Origin of the sequence: Streptomyces vastus, assembly GCF_039532825.1 — a bacterium.
In the GTDB taxonomy this organism is placed as follows: domain Bacteria; phylum Actinomycetota; class Actinomycetes; order Streptomycetales; family Streptomycetaceae; genus Streptomyces; species Streptomyces vastus.
On sequence record NZ_BAAASJ010000002.1, the window covers coordinates 1 to 19,304 of the forward strand.

Sequence of the window (19,304 nt, forward strand, 5' to 3'; positions counted from 1 at the left end):
TCTACTTCGCGCATCAGCGTGAGGTCTTCCAGCGCAGCGGCATGTGGCTGACCGCCGGTGACTGGGGCGGCCCGAAGGACGGCGAGACCGTCGAGAAGCGGCAGGTCCGTTACCGCACGGTGGGCGACATGTCCTGTACGGGCGCTGTGGATTCGGACGCGGTGACCCTGAAGGACGTCATCGCGGAGATCGCCGCCTCCCGGCTCACCGAGCGGGGCGCGACCCGCGCGGACGACAAGCTGTCCGAGGCCGCGATGGAAGATCGTAAGCGTGAGGGGTACTTCTAGCCGTGACCAGCACCATCGATCCTTTTGTCGGGACCACTACGGACACGCTGCGGTTCGCGACCGCCGGGTCGGTCGACGACGGCAAGTCGACGCTCGTCGGCCGGCTGCTGCACGACTCCAAGTCCGTTCTCGCGGACCAGTTGGAGGCGGTGGAGCGCTTCTCCCAGAGCCGGGGGCAGCAGGCGCCCGACCTGGCGCTGCTCACGGACGGTCTGCGCGCCGAGCGCGAGCAGGGCATCACCATCGACGTGGCGTACCGCTACTTCGCCACCGCCCGTCGCCGGTTCATCCTCGCCGACACCCCCGGCCATGTGCAGTACACCCGCAACATGGTGACGGGTGCCTCCACGGCCGAGCTGACGGTCATCCTGGTCGACGCGCGCAACGGCGTCGTCGAGCAGACGCGCCGGCACGCAGCGGTCGCGGCCCTGCTCCGGGTGCCGCACATCGTCCTCGCCGTCAACAAGATGGATCTCGTCGGCTACGAGGAGCAGGAGTTCGACCGGATCGTCGCGGACTTCGCGGGCCACGCCGCCGAGTTGGGCCTGCCCGGCTTCACACCGATCCCGGTGTCGGCCCTGGTCGGCGACAACGTGGTGGACCGTTCGACGCGTATGGGCTGGTACGCGGGTCCTGCGCTCCTGGAGCACCTGGAGACGGTGCCGGTGGGCAGCGACGTGGCGTGCGAACCGGCCCGGTTCCCCGTCCAGTACGTGATCCGGCATGACGAGGTCCGCTACTACGCAGGCCAGTTGGCGTCGGGCTCGCTGCGTGTCGGCGACCGTGTGACGGTGCATCCCTCCGGGGAGACGTCCACGATCACGGGCCTCGACGTGCTCGGCGAGGACGCGGCTGTCGCGTACGCCCCGCAGTCGCTCACCGTGCGCCTGGCCGACCAGCGCGATGTCTCGCGCGGCGACATGCTCACCGCCGGGACGGATGCGCCCGCGCTGACGCAGGACGTCTCGGCGAACGTCTGCCATCTGGCCGACCGGCCGTTGCGGGTGGGTGACCGGGTGCTGGTCCGGCATACGACGCGCACGGTGAAGGCGATCGTGAAGGGCCTGGGCGGGGCGCCCGAGTTGGCCGCGAACGATTTGGGCCGGATCGCCCTGCGCACGGCGGAGCCGCTGGCGCTGGACGACTACGCGGTTTCCCGTCGGACGGGGGCGTTTCTCCTGGTCGATCCGGAGGACGGGGCGACGCTGACGGCGGGGATGGTCGAGCTCCCCAGCAGGTAGGGGGCCCTGTTGAGCCACGTGCCGGGGGCGCCCTTCAGGGGCGCGGGGCTGTGACATATGCGGCTCCGCCGCATGGGCGCGACCAGCCACAACCAACCCGCGCCCGCCCACGAATCCCAAACCCCCAGCCCGAAAGGCGCCGCGCCTCACACTGGGAGTCAATTCCCCAGTGTGAGGCGCGGCTTAGGCGCGTCCGTGCGGCCCGTCTGCGGGCGCCGACTGCCCGCCCGGTACGGCGCGGGCCAGTCGACGCCCGGCCCCGCATAGCCCTGCTCACTCGCAGCGTGCAGCGTCCAGTGGGGGTCGTACAGGTGGGGCCGCGCCAGAGCGCAGAGATCTGTACGGCCCGCCAGGATCAGGGAGTTGACGTCGTCCCAGGAGGAGATGGCGCCCACCGCGATCACCGGGATCCCCGTCTCGTTGCGGATCCGGTCGGCGTACGGCGTCTGGTAGGAGCGGCCGTACTCCGGCTGCTCCTCCGCCACCACCTGGCCCGTCGAGACATCGATCGCGTCGGCGCCGTGTGCGGCGAAGGCGCGGGCGAGGGTGACGGCATCGTCCGCCGTGGTGCCGCCGTCGGCCCAGTCGGTGGCGGAGATGCGTACGGTCATCGGGCGGTCCTCGGGCCATACGGCGCGTACGGCGTCGAAGACTTCGAGCGGGAAGCGCAAACGGTTCTCCAGAGAGCCGCCGTAGGCGTCGGTGCGGCGGTTGGTCAGCGGGGAGAGGAAGCCGGAGAGCAAGTAGCCGTGGGCGCAGTGGAGTTCGAGCAGGTCGAAGCCGCAGCGGGCGGCCCGCCGGGCGGCTGACGTGAACTGCTCGCGTGCGTCGGCCAGTTGAGCTCGGGTCAGCTCGTGCGGCGTCTGGTTCTGGGGCTTGTACGGGAGCGGGGACGCGGCCACGAGCGGCCAGTTGCCCTCCTCCAGTGGTTCGTCGATGCCCTCCCACATCAGCTTGGTGGAGCCCTTGCGGCCCGAGTGGCCGAGCTGTACGCCGATCGCCGCGCCCGGTGCCTGTGCATGCACGAAGTCGGTGATCCGCCGCCAGGAAGCGGCCTGCTGGCCGGTGTAGAGGCCGGCGCAGCCCGGTGTGATCCGGCCCTCCGCACTCACGCACACCATCTCCGTCATCACCAGACCGGCACCGCCGAGCGCCCGCGCACCCAGGTGGACGAGGTGGAAGTCGCCGGGTACGCCGTCCACGGCCGAGTACATGTCCATCGGTGAGACCACGACCCGGTTGCGCAGGGTCAGTCCGCGCAGCCGGAACGGTGTGAACATCGGCGGTGTACCGGGCGGGCAGCCGAACTCGCGCTCCACGCTCTCTGTGAAGCGCGCGTCGCGCAGCCGGAGGTTGTCGTGCGTGACCCGGCGGCTGCGGGTGAGCAGGTTGAAGGCGAACTGGCGGGCGGGCTGGTCGAGATAGAGCGCCAGGTTCTCGAACCACTCCAGGCTGGCGCGCGCCGCCCGCTGCGTGGAGGCGACGACGGGGCGCCGTTCCTCCTCGTATGCGCTCAACGCGGCGTCGAGGGAGGGCTGTTCCTCCAGGCAGGCGGCCAGGGCGAGCGCGTCCTCGACGGCGAGCTTCGTACCGGAGCCGATGGAGAAGTGCGCGGTGTGCGCGGCGTCGCCGAGGAGGACCACGTTGTTGTGGGACCAGCGCTCGTTGACGACGGTTCGGAACGCCGTCCACGCCGACTTGTTGGATCTGAGCGCCCGTCCGCCGAGCGCGTCCGAGAAGATCTTGGCGCACCGTTCGACCGACTCCCGCACATCCGCCTCCGCGAACCCGGCCGCCTCCCACACCTCCTCGCGCATTTCGACGATCACGGTTGAGGCGCCGAATTGATTCTGCGGCCCGGAGGGCCTCGTTGAGGGGTGGTGGTCGGGCGACGGGCGGGAATACGGGTATCCGTGGAGCTGCATCACCCCGTGCTCGGTCTCCGCGATCTCGAAGCGGAACGCCTCGAACGGGAAGTCGGCGGCGAGCCAGATGTAGCGGCAGCGGTGGGTGGTCACTCGCGGCCGGAACACCTGCGCGTACGCCTCACGCGTGGCGCTGTGCACCCCGTCCGCCGCGACCACGAGGTCGTACGACTCCGAAAGCCGCGCCGTGTCCGGTGCCTGCGTACGGAAGCGAAGCTCGACACCGAGCGAACGGCATCGCTCGTGCAGGATCTCCAGCAGCCTGCGGCGCCCGAGCGCCGCGAAGCCGTGCCCTCCGGAGGTGTGGCGGATGTTCCGGTGGACGATGTCGATGTCGTCCCAGCGCACGAACTCGTCCCGCAGCGCCTCGTACACGACGGGGTCGGCGTGCTCGATGCCGCCGAGGGTTTCGTCGGAGAGGACGACGCCGAAGCCGAAGGTGTCGTCGGGGGCGTTGCGTTCCCAGACGGTGATCTCGCGGGCCGGGTCGAGGCGCTTGAGGAGTGCGGCGGCGTAGAGCCCACTGGGGCCGCCGCCGACGACGGCGACCCGGAGGTGTTCTCTCGGTGGCGGCGCCACCGTCACCGCCCCCGCCACTTCGGGGGTCGCTTCTCCGTGAACGCCGCATGGAACTCGGCGTAGTCCTCGCCGTTCATCAGGAGGGCCTGGGTCGAGGCGTCCAGCTCGACGGAGGCGGCCAGCGGCATGTCCAGTTCGGCGGTCAGGAGGGCCTTCGTCTGGGCGTACGCGAGGGCCGGCCCCTGGGCGAGGCGGTGGGCCAGGGCCTGGGCGGCCTCGTCGACGTGGCCTTCCTCCGTCAGCTCGCTGATGAGGCCGATCCGTTCGGCTTCGGGTGCGCGTACCGGCTCGCCCAGCATCAGCAGGCGGGTGGCGTGGCCGAGCCCGACGACGCGGGGCAGCAGATAGGCGGCGCCCATGTCGCCGCCCGACAGGCCGACGCGGGTGAAGAGGAAGGCGAAGCGTGCGCTCGGGTCGGCCACCCGGAAGTCCGAGGCCAGGGCGAGGACCGCACCAGCCCCGGCCGCGACACCGTGCACGGCCGCGATCACGGGGAAGGGGCATTCTCGTACGGCCCTCACGACCTGCCCGGTCATGCGGTTGAAGTCGAGCAGCTGGGACGTGTCCATCGACAGCGTGGCCCCGATGATCTCGTCGACGTCACCGCCGGAGCAGAAGCCGCGGCCCTCGCCGGCCAGCACCAGGGCGCGTACGGACTTCTCGCGGGACAGCTCGGCGAGCAGGTCGCGCAGATCGGCGTAGGCGCCGAAGGTGAGGGCGTTCAGCTTCTCGGGGCGGGCCAGGGTGACGGTGGCGACCCCGTCGACGTACTCGCAGCGCAGGTGCTGCCAGTCGGGCGTGCGGGTCGCGGAGCCGGTGAAGGGACTCATGAGGTGCGGCCTCCTCGGGCGGGGGCGGCAGTCTGCACTGCTGGCGCTACCCATGAATCTATCACCCATCTTTGACCGTCGTCAGGAGTGCGCGATAAAGCCGGCCGCCAGGCGTCGGTATGCGAGCTTCGGCACATGAACCGACGTGAAGTTCGATACGTGAGTTTTGATACGCCACAAGACACGGCCTCGACACAACAGTCACGGAGTCACGGGTGCGCGACAGCGCCGTAACAGCGGGAGTTCCGGCGCGAGCCGGGCCGTTGACCTGGGTACAGCCCCTACAGCCCGAAAGCAGACCGAACATCCAGAAAGGCACCCGCCCGGGCATACCGGCCGGTACCGCAGTACTATTCACATTGTTGAAAGCAGGACTACCTGCTCCATGAACGGACCCGCCTTGCACGAGCCCTCAGCCCCAGCCTCCTGGCGCGTCGCGCTGCCGCACTCCGCCGCGGCCGTGCCCGTCGCCCGCGCACTGGTCCGTACCGCACTGGCCGAGATCCAGCACGCCGCTGACTGCGACACGGCCGAGCTGCTCACCGCCGAGCTGGTGGCCAACGCTGTGGAGCACACCAAGGGGGACACCCCCATAGAGCTGGTCGTACAGCTGTTGCCGACCGGCTGCCAGGTCGAGGTGCACGACCCCGACCCCGCCCCGCCCGGCAGTCTTACCCGCCCCGGCCCGGACCACCCGGACCCCTGGCAGGAGCACGGCCGCGGCCTGCTGCTGATCCGCGCCCTCAGCTCGTCCTGCGGGCACCGGCCCACGGAGTCCGGCAAGGCGGTGTGGTTCAGACTGCCGGCGGTGCCGCAGCAACGCAGACCTGCGGAGTGATGACGTAGGGCTCAGGCGAGCGTCGCCACCAGGACCGCCTTGATCGTGTGCAGCCGGTTCTCCGCCTGGTCGAAGACGACCGAGTGCGCCGACTCGAAGACCTCGTCGGTGACCTCGAGAGAGTCCAGGCCATGCCGCTCGTGGATCTCGCGCCCGACCTTCGTGCCCAGGTCATGGAAGGCCGGCAGGCAGTGCAGGAACTTGACGTCCGCGTTGCCGGTGGCGCGCAGAACGTCCGTCGTCACCGCGTACGGACCGAGGGCGGCGATCCGCTCGTCCCAGACATCCTTGGGCTCCCCCATGGACACCCAGACGTCGGTGGCGATGAAGTCGACGTCCGCGACACCCTCGTCGACGGTCTCGGTGAAGGTGATGCGGGCGCCGCTGGTCTCGCTGATCCTGTGGGCCTCGGCGATCACCTCCTTGGCGGGCCAGTAGGCCTGCGGGGCCACGATGCGGACGTCCATCCCGAGGAGTGCGCCCGTGATCAGGTACGAGTTGCCCATGTTGAAACGGGCGTCGCCCAGGTACGCGAAGGCGATCTCCTCCAGCGGCCGGTCCGTGTGCTCCGTCATCGTGAGCACGTCGGCGAGCATCTGCGTGGGGTGCCAGGCGTCGGTGAGCCCGTTGTAGACGGGCACACCCGCGTACGCGGCCAGCTCCTCGACGTTGGCCTGGCTGTCCCCGCGGTACTGGATCCCGTCGTACATCCGGCCGAGCACCCTCGCGGTGTCCTTCACGGACTCCTTGTGCCCTATCTGTGAGCCGGACGGATCGAGATACGTGGTCGACGCCCCCTGGTCCGCGGCCGCCACCTCGAACGCGCAGCGGGTGCGCGTCGAGGTCTTCTCGAAGATCAGCGCGATGTTCTTCCCACGCAGGTACTGGGTCTCGGTCCCGGCCTTCTTGGCGGCCTTCAGCTCGGCGGCAAGCTCGATCAGACCGCGGAACTCCTGCGCCGTGAAGTCCAGCTCCTTCAGAAAGTGGCGGCCGGCGAGGGCGGTCGGGACTGTCGCCATGGGGCGCTCCAGACATGCGGGGATACGGACGTTTGGAAGTCTATACGAACAGTCGCATTTCTATGCGACTCCAAGGCGACTTCTGTACGACCTCTGCGCGGCCTCTCTTTGTTCGCCTCTACACCGCATCGCGTACCACCGGGCAGCTCATGCAACGCGGCCCGCCCCGCCCCCTCCCCAGCTCGCTCCCCGGGATCTCGATCACCTCGATGCCCTGCTTGCGCAGATGGGTGTTCGTGGTCGAGTTCCGCTCGTAGGCGACCACGACGCCCGGCTCGACCGCGAGGACGTTGCACCCGTCGTCCCACTGTTCGCGCTCGGCCGCGTGCACGTCCTGCGTCGCGGTCAGCACGCGGATCTCACTCAGCCCGAGGGCCGCGGCGATAGCTCGGTGCATGTGCTCCGGCGGGTGGTCGGTGACCTTGAGCTCCTTGTCGCCCACGCCCGGTTCGATGGTGTACGAGCGGAGCATGCCGAGTCCCGCGTACTGCGTGAAGATGTCGCCGTCGACCATCGTCATCACCGTGTCGAGATGCATCAGGGCCCGTCTCTTGGGCATGTCGAGCGCCACGATCGTGGTCGCCGACCCGGCGGCGAACAGCTTGTGGGCGAGCATCTCCACGGCCTGCGGTGTCGTCCGCTCGCTCATGCCGATGAGCACGGCGCCGTTACCGATCACCAGCACGTCGCCGCCCTCGATGGTGGAGGGGTAGTCCGCCTGCCCCTGAGACCAGATGTTGAAGGTCTCGGCACGGAACAGCGGGTGGTGCTGGTAGATCGCCTCGAAGTGCACGGTCTCGCGCTGGCGGGCGGGCCAGCGCATGGCGTTGATGGAGACCCCGTCGTAGATCCAGGCGGAGGTGTCCCGGGTGAAGAGATGGTTGGGCAGCGGGCGGAGCAGGAAGTCGTCGAGTTCCATGACGTGGAAGCGCACGGACGTCGGCTCCGCGTGCGCGTCCAGGAACTCCCGCTTGGTCATGCCCCCGACCAGGGCCTCGGCCAGCTCACCCGCCGGCATGGCGTCGAAGGCCTCCCGGATGTGGTCCGTGGCGAGCGGCCCGTACTCCTTCTCGTCGAAGACGCGGTCCAGTACGAGCTCCCGGGCGGCCGGGAGCTCCAGCACATCGGTGAGCAGGTCGCCGAAGAGGTGGACGATGACCCCCCGGTCACGCAGCACGTCCGCGAACCCGTCGTGCTCCGCGCGCGCCCGGCGCACCCACAGCACGTCGTCGAAGAGCAGGGCGTCCTTGTTACTGGGGGTGAGCCTTTTGAGCTCAAGATCAGGCCGGTGCAGGATGACGCGGCGAAGCCGGCCGGCCTCGGAGTCGACTTGGAATCCCATGCCTCCATCTTTGACCATCCGGACACGTGTTCATCCACCGATCGACCGGGGTGACGGGGGCGAGATTGCGGCGGGCGGACCGCATCCCGGTTCTCGTCCCCTTGACGACAATCAGCCGGCCGTACCTTCCGAGGCGCCGGTGGACGACGAGGGTGGCCGGGACGGCCCCGCGGCTCGTCGGCCGACGTCGTCGAGAACCCGGCTGTGGGCACCCCCGGCCCACCTGCAGGTTCACAGCCGCGGATCCACCGGCTCCGACTCCAGCGCCAGCACCCCGAACACCGCCTCGTGGACGCGCCACAGCGGCTCGCCTTCCGCCAGGCGGTCCAGGGCTTCCAGGCCCAGTGCATACTCCCGGATCGCCAGCGAGCGCTTGTGGTTGAGGGAGCGGCCACGGAGGCGGTCGAGGTTCTCCGGACGTGTGTACTCGGGGCCGTAGATGATCCGGAGGTACTCGCGGCCCCGGCACTTGATGCCGGGCTGCACGAGCCGCCCCTCCCGGTTGCGCACAACTGCCTCGACCGGCTTGACGACCATGCCCTCGCCGCCGCGCCCGGTCATCTCCAGCCACCAGTCGACACCGGCCCGCACCGAGTCCGGGTCACCCGTGTCGACGAACAGCCGACGCGTGGTCTGCAGGAGCCCGGACGCGTCGCTCGACACGAAGCGGTCGATCAGCCCGAGCTGTTCGTGGTGCGGCAGAGCGGCCAGGCTCCGCCCCTGCACGGCAAGGATCTGGAAGGGCGCGAGCCGCACACCTTCCAGACCGGACGTGGTCCAGCAGTACCGCCGGTACGCCTCGGTGAACGCGGCGGCGTCCGCGGCCCGTTCCCTCTGCTTCACCAGCAGATCCCGTACGTCGACACCCCGCGCCGCCGCCGCTTCGAGCGCGGCGAGCGCCCCCGGAAACACGGCCCCGGAAGCGGCCCCGACAGCGGCGTACTGACTGCGCAGCAGCCCGGACGCCTTGAGCGACCACGGCATCAACTCGGCGTCCAGCAGCACCCAGTCGGTGGCCAGCTCCTCCCACAGCCCGGCTTCGGTGATGGCATTGCGGATCCGGCCGAGGATCTCCTCCGTGACGGCGGCGTCGTCGAAGAAGGGCCGCCCGGTACGGGTGTAGAGGGAACCGGTCGCCCCCTCCACCCCGAACCGCTCCCGCGCCGCCTCCGCGTCCCGGCACACCAGCGCCACCGCCCGCGACCCCATGTGCTTCTCCTCGCACACGACCCGCACGACACCGTCCGACGCGTACTGGGCGAAGGCCTCCGCGGGGTGCTCCAGGTAGCCTTCCATGCGCGAAGTCGCCGTCGGGGCCATCGTGGGCGGCAGGTACGGCAGCAGCCGCGGGTCCACGGCGAAACGGCTCATGACCTCCAGGGCCGCCGCCGCGTTCTCCTCGCGGACCGACACCCGTCCCGCGTACCGGGTCTCGACGACCCGGCGCCCGTGCACGTCCGCGAGGTCCAGTGGCCGCCCGTCGTGACCGCCCGGCGCCTCGGTTCGCAGCGGCTTCGTCGGCTCGTACCAGACCCGCTCCGCCGGTACGTCGACGAGCTCGCGCTCCGGCCAGCGCAGCGCGGTCAACTTGCCGCCGAAGACGGCACCCGTGTCCAGGCAGATGGTGTTGTTCAGCCAGGTCGCGGTGGGCACGGGAGTGTGGCCGTACACCACCGCCGCGCGGCCCCGGTACTCCTCCGCCCACGGGTAGCGCACCGGCAGCCCGAACTCGTCCGTCTCGCCGGTGGTGTCGCCGTACAGCGCGTGCGAGCGCACCCGGCCCGACGTACGGCCGTGGTACTTCTCGGGCAGACCGGCGTGGCAGACGACGAGCCGGCCGCCGTCGAGCACGTAATGGCTGACGAGCCCGTCGATGAACTCCCGTACCTGCTTCTTGAACTCCTCGCTCTCCCCCTCCATCTGCTCGATCGTCTCGGCGAGCCCGTGCGTGTGCTGGACCTTGCGGCCCTTGAGGTAACGCCCGTACTTGTTCTCGTGGTTGCCCGGCACGCACAGTGCGTCGCCCGAGGAGACCATCGCCATCACCCGGCGCAGCACCCCTGGCGAGTCGGGACCGCGGTCGACGAGGTCGCCGACGAACACGGCCGTACGGCCCTCGGGGTGCACCCCGTCCACGTAGCCCAACTTGCCGAGCAGTGACTCCAGTTCGGAGGTGCAGCCGTGGATGTCGCCGATGATGTCGAAGGGCCCGGTGAGGTGGGTCAGGTCGTTGAACCGCTTCTCGGTACGGATCGACGCGCTCTCGACCTCCTCCACACCGCGCAGGATGTGCACCTTGCGGAAGCCCTCGCGTTCCAAGTGCCGCAGGGAGCGCCGCAGTTCGCGGATGTGCCGCTGGATGACGCGGCGCGGCATGCCGGCCCGGTCCTCACGCGCGGCGTTGCGCTCGGCGCACACCTCCTCCGGTACGTCGAGCACGATGGCGATGGGCAACACGTCGTACTTCTTGGCCAGTTCGACCAGCTGCTTGCGGCTCTCCTGCTGCACGCTGGTCGCGTCGACCACGGTGCGCCGGCCCGCCGCGAGCCGCTTGCCCGCTATGTAGTGGAGTACGTCGAAGGCGTCCCCGCTGGCGCTCTGGTCGTTCTCGTCGTCGGCGACGAGGCCGCGGCAGAAGTCGGAGGAGATCACCTCGGTCGGCTTGAAGTGCCGGCGGGCGAAGGTGGACTTGCCCGAGCCGGAGGCGCCGATGAGCACGACGAGGGAGAGGTCGGTGACGGGCAGAGTACGCCCCTTGGTCTCATTGCTGGTCATGCGGCCTTCTCCTCCTTCGCTGCTTTCGTCGTGGCTGTGTTCATGGAGAACGTGGCCATCTGGGTGGGCGGACCCACCTCGGGGTCATCTGGCCCGACAGGTGCGAACTCCACGTCGTATCCGTGCCGTTCGGCCACCGCCCGCGCCCAAGTGCGGAACTCCTCGCGCGTCCACTCGAAGCGGTGGTCGCCGTGCCGGGTGTGCCCGGCGGGGAGGGTCTCCCAGCGGACGTTGTACTCGACGTTCGGCGTCGTCACGAGGACGGTCCTCGGGCGTGCGGAGCCGAACACGGCGTACTCCAGGGCGGACAGCCGCGGCAGGTCGACGTGCTCGATGACCTCGCTGAGCACGGCGGCGTCGTACCCCTTGAGCCGGTTGTCGGTGTACGCGAGCGAGCCCTGCATGAGCTTGACGCGCTCGGCCCGCCGCTCCCCCATCCGCTCCAGCTTGAGCCGGCGCGAGGCGATGGTGAGCGCGCGCATCGACACATCGACGCCGACGATCTCGGTGAACCGGGTGTCCTTCAGCAGTTCCTGCACCAACTGGCCCTGCCCGCAGCCGAGATCGAGCACGCGCCCCGCCCCGGCGGACCGCAGCGCCTCGACGATGGCGTCACGCCGCCGCACGGCGAGCGGTACCGGCTTCTCGTCCGTGTCCTGCGTCTCGTCGACGGCGTTGTCGATCTCCTCGACCTCGCTGTCGTCCGCCTCCGCCAGCCGGACCAGTTCCAGGCGCTCCATGGCCTGCCGCGTCAGCGACCAACGACGGGACAGATAGCGGCTGGTGATCAGCTTGTGCTCCGGATGCTCCGGCAGCCAGCCCTCGCCGGCGCGCAGCAGCTTGTCGACCTCGTCGGTCGCGACCCAGTAGTGCTTGGCGTCGTCGAGGACCGGGAGGAGGACGTACAGGTGCCGCAGGGCTTCGGCCAGCCGCAGTTCGCCTTCGAGTACGAGGCTTACGTAACGGGAGTCGCCCCATTCCGGGAACTCGGCGTCCAGCGCCACGGGCTGAGCGGTCACCGTCCAGCCGAGCGGCTCGAAGAGCCCCCGTACGAGCTCGACGCCGCCTCGGGCGGGCAGTGCGGGCACCTCGATGCGCAACGGCCGCGCCTGCCCCGGGAGTTCGGGCCGTGCGGTGCAGGTGCCCTTCATCGCGCTGGAGAACACGCTGCTCAGCGCCACGGCGAGCAGTGACGAGGCGGCGTACGGCCGGTCGTTGACGTACTGGGCGAGCGCCGCGTCCGGCGCACCACCACGCCCCTTGCCCTTACCGCGCCGCACCAGCGCCACCGCGTCGACCTCCAGCAGCAACGCCGCCGTGCAGCGCTCGGGGCTCGCCTCGGGATACAGCACGTGCGCCGTGCCGTAGGAGGTGGAGAACGCCTGCGATTTCTCGGGATGCTTGTGCAGCAGGAAGCCGAGGTCGGTCGCGGGGCGCTCTGGGGTACCGGTGGTACTGATCGTCAGGAACACTGTGGTGACACCTCGAATTGCCTTCTGAGCTGCAGATCCTCGCCATGTCGTGCATGGCGGTGCACATCGCGTGCACACGCGCGGAATGCCGATGGATCCCAGCAAGGAGAGAGCGCGCTTCTGTGATCATGGCTCCTGGCCCCTTCCCGACGTTGTAGCAGCACTGCGCTACGGTCAGCGGGCCACGGAAGCGCCTCTTCGGCGCGCCTCGACAACGTACAGCCAATGACCGCGGGAATACTCAGGATTTTCCGCTCATCCGCAGTCGCTCGGGTTTGCCACGTGGGCTGCTTACTTCCCCAGGCGGCCGGACGCGCGGGCCGCGGAGGTCAGCGAGGATGACCACGTGCACCCCGGCCAGGGCCGTATCCGCGGCGATGCGCCGGGTCGCCTCGATGCCGCCCACCACCGGCATCCGGATGTCGACAAGCACGACGGCGCACGGAAGATGCTCAACTGCGAGCAGGACACTCCAGCTTTGTGACCGACATCAGTCACCAAAATGACCGACCAGTCTTCAGCATGGCCGAAGTCAGTCAGGCGGTGCTACTTTCTGCGCGTGACATCGAGCAGACGGCGCGCGAAGATCGTGAAGTCACTGCGGATGACGGGAGGCGTGGCATCCGTACGCGACCTGGCGGAGCGGCTCCAGGTGAGCGAGTCGACCATCCGCCGGGACCTGACGCTGCTGGACCGCGACGGCGAGCTCATCCGGACCTACGGCGGCGCCGCCCTGTCTCTGCGTGCGAACGCCGAGGCCGCGGCGGAGGAAGCCGTCACCGAAGACCCGTTCGCTGTCGCGGCCTCGCACGACATGGCGATGAAGGAGGCCATGGCCATCCGTGCCGCCGAACTCGTCGCGGACGACAGCGTGGTCGTTCTGGACATCGGCACCAGCACCTCGTTGATCGCCCGCCACCTGCGCGGCCGCCCGGTCACCGTGATCACCAGCAATCTGGCCGTACTGGATGAGCTGCGGGACGACGACACCGTACGGCTCGTGATGCTCGGCGGTGTGCTGCGCCGCAACTACCAGTCCCTGGTCGGCTCGCTCACCGAGACGGCCCTGCGGCAGATCAGCGCCGATCTGCTGTTCCTGAGCTGCACGGGCGTGCGCGCCGGCGGCCATGTGGTCGACGACATGGCCGTCGAGGCTCCCATCAAGCAGGCGATGATCGAGGTCGCCGACCGCGTGGTGCTGGTGGCCGCCGAGACCAAGTTCCCCGGTATCGGCAGCCTGCGGCTGTGCTCGCTCTCCGACGTCGATGTTCTGGTCACCACCACCGGCGCCGACCCCCGGACGCTTGACCTCTGCCGTCAGGCGGGCGGAAAGGTGATCACCGCGTGAGGCCGCCCCACGGCTGGTCGACCGCCGCCGCCTTTCAGTACTCCGCCACCACTCCTCAGTAGTCCGCCTCAGGAGCCCACTCCGCCACCTCAGGACTCCACTCCGCCACTCCTCAGTCCGCACCCGCCACCCCGCAGACCGCACCTGCACCCGCACCCGCACCCGCACCCGCACCCGCACCGTAGGACCCCTACCCCCCACGCAAGGAGCAGTGCCCTCGACACAAGGAGTTGCCGGACATGCACAGATGGGCTCGAAGAATGTGGACCACCGCGGGCGCCACCGCCTGCGGTGTGGTTCTGTCCCTGCTCGTGACCGCCGTACCGACCCAGGCCGCTTCTCCGGCCGCCCCCACCACCGCTCGTACCAGGGCCACCGCGGCCGTGGACGCGATGATGGGCTTCTACGACCAGGAGACCGGCCGCTGGAGCCCGAATCACCGTGGTGGCAGTCGGGGAACGCCCTCCAGGCGCTTCTGGACTACATGGCGAAGACCGGGTCGCGCAAATACATGCCCGAGGTCAAGAACACCATCGCCATCCAGCGGGCGCCCCTGGAATGGTGGCCGGAGGGCGGAGGCGAGTTCAGGGCCGACTCCACCGACGACACCGGCTGGTGGGCACTGGCCATGACGAGCATGTACGACCTCACCCGCGACAAGAAGTACCTCGACATCGCCGAGCTGGACGAGGCCTACATGCGGGACTACTGGGACGACACCTGCGGCGGCGGCATCTGGTGGGACATCCCGGCCAAGAGCTACAAGAACGCGATCAGCATCGAGCTGTACATCAAGCTCGCCGCGGCGCTGCACAACCGGATTCCCGGCGACAAGGTCTACCTGGCCCACGCCCTCGAAGCGTGGCAATGGTTCAAGGACAGCGGGATGATCAACGGCGATCACCTCGTCAACGACGGTCTGAACACGCAGGGCGGCGGCTGCGCCAACAACGGCGGCACCACCTGGACCTACAACCAGGGAGTCATCCTGGGCGGACTCGCCGAGCTGTACAAGGCCACCGGCGACAAGAGCCTGCTCGCTGACGGCCGCGCCATCGCCGACGCGGTGATCGCCAGTCCGGCCCTCACCCAGAACGGCATCCTGACCGAGCCCTGCCAGGCGGCGGGCGACTGCAACTCCGACCAGGCGGCCTTCAAGGGCATCTTCGCCCGCAATCTCGGCGAACTCGACCGCGTCCTCACCGGACATCCCTACCGGACTTACCTGCGTACTCAGGCCTCCTCCGCCTACGCCAACGACCGGAACAGCTCGCATCAGTACGGACTGAGCTGGGCCGGGCCGTTCGACCAAGCGACCATCGGGCGTCAGGAGTCGGCGGTTTCGCTGCTGACCGCCGTTCTGTGACACACGAACCCGACCCGGTGCGCTCCGTGTCGCCCCTCGGGGGCGACACGGAGCGCACCGGGCGGAGTTACCACGGCCCCGGGACCACCTGTCAACGATCACGGCTGCCGGGGTCGGTAACCAGACTCGGGTTACGACAGCTGCGACTGCACCTGCGACGAGAGCAGTTCCAGGTGATCCAGGTCGTCGAGGTCGAGGATCTGGAGGTAGAGGCGCTGGGCGCCGATCTCCGCGTAGCGGCCGATCTTGTCGACGATCTCGGCCGGGGAGCCGGCCAGGCCGTTGGTCTTCAGCTCGTCCACCTCGCGGCCGATCGCGGCGGCGCGGCGGGCGACCTCCGCGTCGTCCTTGCCGGCGCAGACGACGAGCGCGTTGGAGTAGACCAGGTCGTCGCCCTTACGCCCTGCCTCCTCCGCCGCCGCCCGTACGCGGCCGAACTGGCGCTCGCTGTCCTCGATCGAACCGAACGGCATGTTGAACTCGTCGGCGTACTGGGCCGCCAGGCGCGGCGTACGGCTCGCGCCGTGACCGCCGATGAGTACCGGGATCTTGGCCTGCGCGGGCTTGGGCAGCGCGGGCGAATCGGTCAGGTCGTAGTACGTGCCGTGGTGGCTGAAGGTCTGGCCGACCTCCGTCGCCCACAGGCCCGTGACGATCGCCAGCTGCTCTTCCAGCCGGGCGAGCTTCTCCTTCGGGAACGGTATGCCGTACGCCTTGTGTTCCTCCTCGAACCAGCCCGCGCCCAGGCCCAGTTCGACTCGGCCGCCGGACATCTGGTCGACCCCTGCGACCTGGATCGCCAGGACGCCGGGCAGCCGGAAGGTACCGGCCGTCATCAGGGTGCCGAGCCGGATGCGCTTGGTTTCGCGGGCGAGTCCGGCGAGGGTGATCCAGGCGTCGGTGGGGCCGGGGAGGCCGTCCACGGAGCCCATGTGCAGGTAGTGGTCGGAGCGGAAAAAGGCGTCGAAGCCGAGGTCTTCGGTGGCCTTGGCCACGGCGAGCAGGGTGTCGTAGCCGGCCCCTTGCTGGGGCTCGGTGAAGATTCGAAGATCCATGCCTCCATACTGCACGGTCGAACATCGGTCAACGTCAGGGTCCCGCCGATTACCGCCTCGTCCTCGGCCGGGTGAAATCGGTCAACTCCCCGCGGCAGATGGGCTCGTGGCAGTGACTGGCCTCGGCGGTTTTCGTTGGACTCGGGCGGAGCCGGACCGACCGGCGCGTTGCCGAGGAGGCCGTTCATGTCCCAGGAAGCTGTTCCGTCGTCGCAGCCCAAAGGTTTGCTGCAACAGATGGAGGAGCTGATGGCCGCCCTCAACGCGGACCTGTCCCAACTCGACGCCGACCTCCAACAGTCGGCCACGCGCCCGGACGCGGCCCTGTCGGACGGCTCCGAAACCGCCTGACTGCGCGCCCTGACGGCCGGCTCACCCGGTGGCGCCTGCGGCGGCAGAACCCTACGCCGCAGACCCCCGCTCCTGCTCGGCCTCGTCCCGGACCGCCAGCCGCCGCAGCATCTCAAGAACCCTGTCGCGGGACTCGTCCGCGGCGTCGATCGCTTCCATGCACTGCCAGTACATCGCCTCATCCGCTGCCGACGCGATGCTCACGAGGGCGATGCCCACCTCCCCCAGGAGGCCGCCGAGGTCGACGAGGGCTTGGCGGGCGTCGCCCAGTTCCGTGAGTTGTGCGGCGCGCAGGGTGCCGGCTCTCGACAGGGGCACGTCCAGGACGCTGCAGCCTCTGCCCGCCAGCTCGGTCAACCCCACTGCCTCGCCTCGTAATTCGGGAGGGCCGGACATCGCGAGGCGACTGCCTATCGCCTGGGCGAGGGCCTGTGCCTGGCAGGCCTCCGCCATGATGCCCCGCGCGTCCTCACTTCCCATCAGGGCACATCTGCTCGCACCGATGAGCCGCATCGCGTCCATGCACTGTCCTCGTCTGTCCCGACGCGCTCTTCACACGCCTGCCCGAACTCCGCCTGCCACTACCCAGAGTGACTCGACTCGGGACGAAAAGCCAGAGGAAGCCGGAAATCTGTGGACAATGAATCGAGTGTGGACAACTTGATGACTCCGTAGAGTGACGAAGAGCGTCACGTCCCGTCCACCGGAAACCTCTCCTCATTCCGGTCGATCTTCGCGGACAGCGCCGCGAGGGGATCGATGTCCAGGACCTCGCACAGCTGGAGCAAGTACGCCAGGACGTCCGCGACTTCGTCCGTCACGCGGGACGCCTTCTTCGGGTCGGACATCACCCGGGCCGACTCCTCCGGCGTCAACCACTGGAAGATCTCGACGAGTTCGGAGGCCTCGACGCTGAGCGCGGCGACCAGGTTCTTGGGGGTGTGGTACTGCTGCCAGTTCCGCGCCGCCGCGAACTCGGCCAGTCTGCGCTGGAGCTGGGCCACATCAGGTTCTGTCACGGCTCAAGGTGTACCACCATGACCCCGTCCACTCCCGAGGCCCAGGACGGGTCGCTCACGGTCCCCACGAGCCGGATGTGCCCACGCTCGCACATCCGTGCCGCGAGCCGTACGAGCTGGTCCCGCTGCCGTACGTCCAGATCGCGGTCGAACCCGTCGGCCAGAACCGTGAGCGTCTGGAGCGCCTCGGGCACCTCCCCCGCCGTGTCGACCTCCAGCACACCCGGCCCGGTGAGCAGCACCAGGGCGAGGGCCAAGTACCTCAACTCCCCGTCTCCCAGCAGTCCTAGCGGCGTCCGCAGCCCGTCGCCCCGGTCCAGCACTGCCCGGACTGCCGGTGCCGCTCGGAGGGGCTGGACCGCCCGAGCCGTCGGTACCGATCCCTGTCCGAAGCCGGAGGAAACCTGCTCGGCCAGTACGTCCACGACCCGACCCGCACACCCGTCCCGTACGGCCGCGACCAGCACCCCGTGCCGCCGTCCGCACTCCGACCGCGTACGCCACAGCACCTCTGCCAGGTTGTCGCAGCCGGGCAGCAGCCGTCCCGCGCCGAGCGGCACGGGCGCGCGCATGTGCCGGGGTACCGGGTCGCAGGCGAAGACGGAGCGCAGGGCGACCACCATCTGCTCGGCGGCGGCGAGGACTTGGCGCTGGCCGTCCGTCCTGCCGGCCACCCGCAGGGGCAGCAGCGCGGTGCCCAGCCGGTCGTCGGGGAGCGGGGCCCGGGTCACGGGGGACGAGCCCGCCGTGTGCCAGGCCGCCTGCACCGTGGGGCGGCTCGGATCGCGCAGGGCCGTCTCCAGCAGCGTCACCCCGCCGGTCGTCAACCGCTCGCCCACAATGCGGAGTTCGGGCTCGGCCTGCACAGCGAGGTCGAGCCGTACGACTCCCGCGGGACCGTCCACCGAGCAACCGATGCGGAAACCGCGCCGCCGCCCGGCATCGGGCCGGGCCCGCTCGGGAACGCAGGCGCCGGGATCCGGGAACACTTCGCTCAGCGATGCCCCGCCACCCAGCCGTGCCAGTGCCTCGTAGGCCCGCAGCGCGCTGCTCTTGCCACTGCCGCTGGGCCCCGCGAAGAGCGTCAGCGGGCCGAGCGGGAACTCCGCGCGCCGGTGCGCAGCGAACGCCGACAGCCGCAGTGCGGTGACCCTCGGCCGCCCGTCCTGGCAGGCCGCCCCGCCGGACGCAGCGTCTTCGGCGGGCACGGCATCCACGGCGGCGGCGCTCTGGAAGCGCATGGGCACGGTCATATCCGGACCGTAAGCTTCCGCCGGCCTGCCGAACCGTTCCGCCCGGCAGACCTTCCTACGATCGAGGGATCAGCAGGTCAAGCAAGTGATCGTCAGGCGCCAGGGACTCCCGCCCCCTCCATCAGCCCGCCCACTTCTGTGCCCGGTGGCGTGAGCAGGAACACGTTCCGCTCGACCCGGTGCATGCCGCTCGCCAGCCCGAAGACCACGCCCGTACTGAAGTCCAGTACGCGCTTGGCGACGTCCGGTTCGGCGCCGCTGAGGTCGAGGAGGACCGGGACACCGGCCATCAGCGTCTCGGCGACCTCGCGTGCGTCACCGAAGGCATTGACCCGGAGCACGACGAAACGGCGGCGCGGTTCGGTGTCCGCCTCGGGTATCGACCGATGGTCGACCGCCGACGGCCAGGCGTCGCGGCCGCGCAGCGGGACTACCTGGGCGAGCCCTTCCCACTGTTCATCGGTGACGTCGTGGCCGTTCACCGGCTCCCCCCGACCTGACTCGCACTGATTTCCTGCACCGGGCAATTCTTGCGCATGCTCACCCGTTCGGCCCAACAGCGACACGGTCCGCGACGCGGTCGTGCTGCACATCACGCCCTCGG

16 protein-coding genes and 2 pseudogenes are annotated in these 19,304 nt (G+C 69.6%); 6 read left to right on the top strand and 12 right to left on the bottom strand.

What is annotated here, in order from left to right:
* Both ABD357_RS00515 and ABD357_RS00520 read left to right on the top strand, forming a co-directional pair.
* Positions 1-287 (top strand): annotated as a pseudogene (locus ABD357_RS00515) (sulfate adenylyltransferase subunit CysD); the annotation flags it as partial.
* A 2-nt stretch (positions 288-289) separates the two neighbouring features.
* Positions 290-1,528 (top strand): sulfate adenylyltransferase subunit 1, encoded by a 1,239-nt coding sequence (locus tag ABD357_RS00520; protein WP_344386695.1) that lies wholly within the window; start codon positions 290-292, stop codon positions 1,526-1,528.
* A gap of 158 nt (positions 1,529-1,686) precedes the next feature.
* Here the strand turns inward: ABD357_RS00520 and ABD357_RS00525 are convergent, their stop codons facing one another.
* Both ABD357_RS00525 and ABD357_RS00530 read right to left on the bottom strand, forming a co-directional pair.
* Positions 1,687-4,050: a bifunctional salicylyl-CoA 5-hydroxylase/oxidoreductase gene (locus tag ABD357_RS00525; protein ID WP_344386696.1), complete on the bottom strand. Its 2,364-nt coding sequence runs from the start codon at positions 4,048-4,050 to the stop codon at positions 1,687-1,689.
* The gene (locus ABD357_RS00530; protein WP_344386697.1) at positions 4,035-4,862 is read right to left on the bottom strand and encodes an enoyl-CoA hydratase family protein; all 828 of its coding nucleotides are present in this window, start codon (positions 4,860-4,862) and stop codon (positions 4,035-4,037) included. Before ABD357_RS00530 ends, ABD357_RS00525 begins: the two co-directional genes overlap by 16 nt.
* Before the next feature lie 385 nt (positions 4,863-5,247).
* Here ABD357_RS00530 and ABD357_RS00535 point away from each other — a divergent pair, with 385 nt between their 5' ends.
* On the top strand, positions 5,248-5,700 hold the full coding sequence (locus tag ABD357_RS00535) for an ATP-binding protein (RefSeq protein WP_344386698.1): 453 nt from the start codon (positions 5,248-5,250) through the stop codon (positions 5,698-5,700).
* Between the two features lie 11 nt (positions 5,701-5,711).
* Here the strand turns inward: ABD357_RS00535 and argF are convergent, their stop codons facing one another.
* The 5 genes and pseudogenes from argF to ABD357_RS00560 form a co-directional block, all read right to left on the bottom strand.
* Positions 5,712-6,719 carry an ornithine carbamoyltransferase gene (argF, locus tag ABD357_RS00540; protein WP_344386699.1) on the bottom strand — a complete coding sequence of 336 codons (1,008 nt, stop codon included), beginning with the start codon at positions 6,717-6,719 and terminating at the stop codon, positions 5,712-5,714.
* Positions 6,720-6,837: 118 nt separating this feature from the next.
* Entirely contained in the window at positions 6,838-8,061 is a 1,224-nt protein-coding gene (locus tag ABD357_RS00545; protein WP_344386700.1) for an arginine deiminase, read from the bottom strand.
* Between the two features lie 231 nt (positions 8,062-8,292).
* Positions 8,293-10,836, bottom strand: a complete 2,544-nt coding sequence (locus ABD357_RS00550; RefSeq protein WP_344386701.1) for a polynucleotide kinase-phosphatase — start codon at positions 10,834-10,836, stop codon at positions 8,293-8,295.
* Positions 10,833-12,308, bottom strand: a complete 1,476-nt coding sequence (locus ABD357_RS00555; RefSeq protein ID WP_344386702.1) for a 3' terminal RNA ribose 2'-O-methyltransferase Hen1 — start codon at positions 12,306-12,308, stop codon at positions 10,833-10,835. The genes ABD357_RS00550 and ABD357_RS00555 overlap by 4 nt, the downstream gene beginning before the upstream one ends.
* Before the next feature lie 328 nt (positions 12,309-12,636).
* Positions 12,637-12,771: pseudogene (locus tag ABD357_RS00560) on the bottom strand (DNA-binding response regulator); the annotation flags it as partial.
* Positions 12,772-12,867: 96 nt separating this feature from the next.
* On the opposite strand from ABD357_RS00560, the gene ABD357_RS00565 reads away from it, so the two are divergent.
* Both ABD357_RS00565 and ABD357_RS00570 read left to right on the top strand, forming a co-directional pair.
* The gene (locus ABD357_RS00565; RefSeq protein ID WP_344386704.1) at positions 12,868-13,656 is read left to right on the top strand and encodes a DeoR/GlpR family DNA-binding transcription regulator; all 789 of its coding nucleotides are present in this window, start codon (positions 12,868-12,870) and stop codon (positions 13,654-13,656) included.
* 484 nt (positions 13,657-14,140) lie between these two features.
* Positions 14,141-15,022, top strand: coding sequence for a glycoside hydrolase family 76 protein (locus ABD357_RS00570; protein WP_344386705.1), 882 nt, complete (start codon positions 14,141-14,143; stop codon positions 15,020-15,022).
* Positions 15,023-15,153: 131 nt separating this feature from the next.
* Here the strand turns inward: ABD357_RS00570 and ABD357_RS00575 are convergent, their stop codons facing one another.
* Positions 15,154-16,077, bottom strand: a complete 924-nt coding sequence (locus ABD357_RS00575; protein WP_344386707.1) for an LLM class F420-dependent oxidoreductase — start codon at positions 16,075-16,077, stop codon at positions 15,154-15,156.
* A 186-nt stretch (positions 16,078-16,263) separates the two neighbouring features.
* Here ABD357_RS00575 and ABD357_RS00580 point away from each other — a divergent pair, with 186 nt between their 5' ends.
* Positions 16,264-16,428, top strand: a complete 165-nt coding sequence (locus ABD357_RS00580) for a hypothetical protein (protein WP_344386708.1) — start codon at positions 16,264-16,266, stop codon at positions 16,426-16,428.
* Positions 16,429-16,479: 51 nt separating this feature from the next.
* Here ABD357_RS00580 and ABD357_RS00585 read toward each other — a convergent pair whose 3' ends face one another.
* From ABD357_RS00585 to ABD357_RS00600, 4 genes are all read right to left on the bottom strand, one after another.
* The gene (locus ABD357_RS00585) at positions 16,480-16,950 is read right to left on the bottom strand and encodes a DUF6099 family protein (RefSeq protein ID WP_344386709.1); all 471 of its coding nucleotides are present in this window, start codon (positions 16,948-16,950) and stop codon (positions 16,480-16,482) included.
* A gap of 167 nt (positions 16,951-17,117) precedes the next feature.
* The gene (locus tag ABD357_RS00590; protein ID WP_344386710.1) at positions 17,118-17,447 is read right to left on the bottom strand and encodes a nucleotide pyrophosphohydrolase; all 330 of its coding nucleotides are present in this window, start codon (positions 17,445-17,447) and stop codon (positions 17,118-17,120) included.
* Positions 17,444-18,700 (bottom strand): AAA family ATPase, encoded by a 1,257-nt coding sequence (locus tag ABD357_RS00595; protein WP_344386712.1) that lies wholly within the window; start codon positions 18,698-18,700, stop codon positions 17,444-17,446. The genes ABD357_RS00590 and ABD357_RS00595 overlap by 4 nt, the downstream gene beginning before the upstream one ends.
* A gap of 92 nt (positions 18,701-18,792) precedes the next feature.
* Entirely contained in the window at positions 18,793-19,182 is a 390-nt protein-coding gene (locus tag ABD357_RS00600) for a cell division protein SepF (protein ID WP_344386713.1), read from the bottom strand.
* Positions 19,183-19,304: the final 122 nt, after the last annotated feature.

Excerpts from the sequence above, each read along its gene's own strand:
- ABD357_RS00530 (WP_344386697.1), bottom strand. The coding sequence starts at position 4,862 with ATGAGTCCCTTCACCGGCTCCGCGACCCGCACGCCCGACTGGCAGCAC.
- ABD357_RS00535 (WP_344386698.1), top strand. The coding sequence starts at position 5,248 with ATGAACGGACCCGCCTTGCACGAGCCCTCAGCCCCAGCCTCCTGGCGC.
- argF (WP_344386699.1), bottom strand. The coding sequence starts at position 6,719 with ATGGCGACAGTCCCGACCGCCCTCGCCGGCCGCCACTTTCTGAAGGAG.
- ABD357_RS00545 (WP_344386700.1), bottom strand. The coding sequence starts at position 8,061 with ATGGGATTCCAAGTCGACTCCGAGGCCGGCCGGCTTCGCCGCGTCATC.
- ABD357_RS00550 (WP_344386701.1), bottom strand. The coding sequence starts at position 10,836 with ATGACCAGCAATGAGACCAAGGGGCGTACTCTGCCCGTCACCGACCTC.
- ABD357_RS00570 (WP_344386705.1), top strand. The coding sequence starts at position 14,141 with ATGGCGAAGACCGGGTCGCGCAAATACATGCCCGAGGTCAAGAACACC.
- ABD357_RS00575 (WP_344386707.1), bottom strand. The coding sequence starts at position 16,077 with ATGGATCTTCGAATCTTCACCGAGCCCCAGCAAGGGGCCGGCTACGAC.
- ABD357_RS00580 (WP_344386708.1), top strand. The coding sequence starts at position 16,264 with ATGTCCCAGGAAGCTGTTCCGTCGTCGCAGCCCAAAGGTTTGCTGCAA.
- ABD357_RS00585 (WP_344386709.1), bottom strand. The coding sequence starts at position 16,950 with ATGGACGCGATGCGGCTCATCGGTGCGAGCAGATGTGCCCTGATGGGA.
- ABD357_RS00595 (WP_344386712.1), bottom strand. The coding sequence starts at position 18,700 with ATGACCGTGCCCATGCGCTTCCAGAGCGCCGCCGCCGTGGATGCCGTG.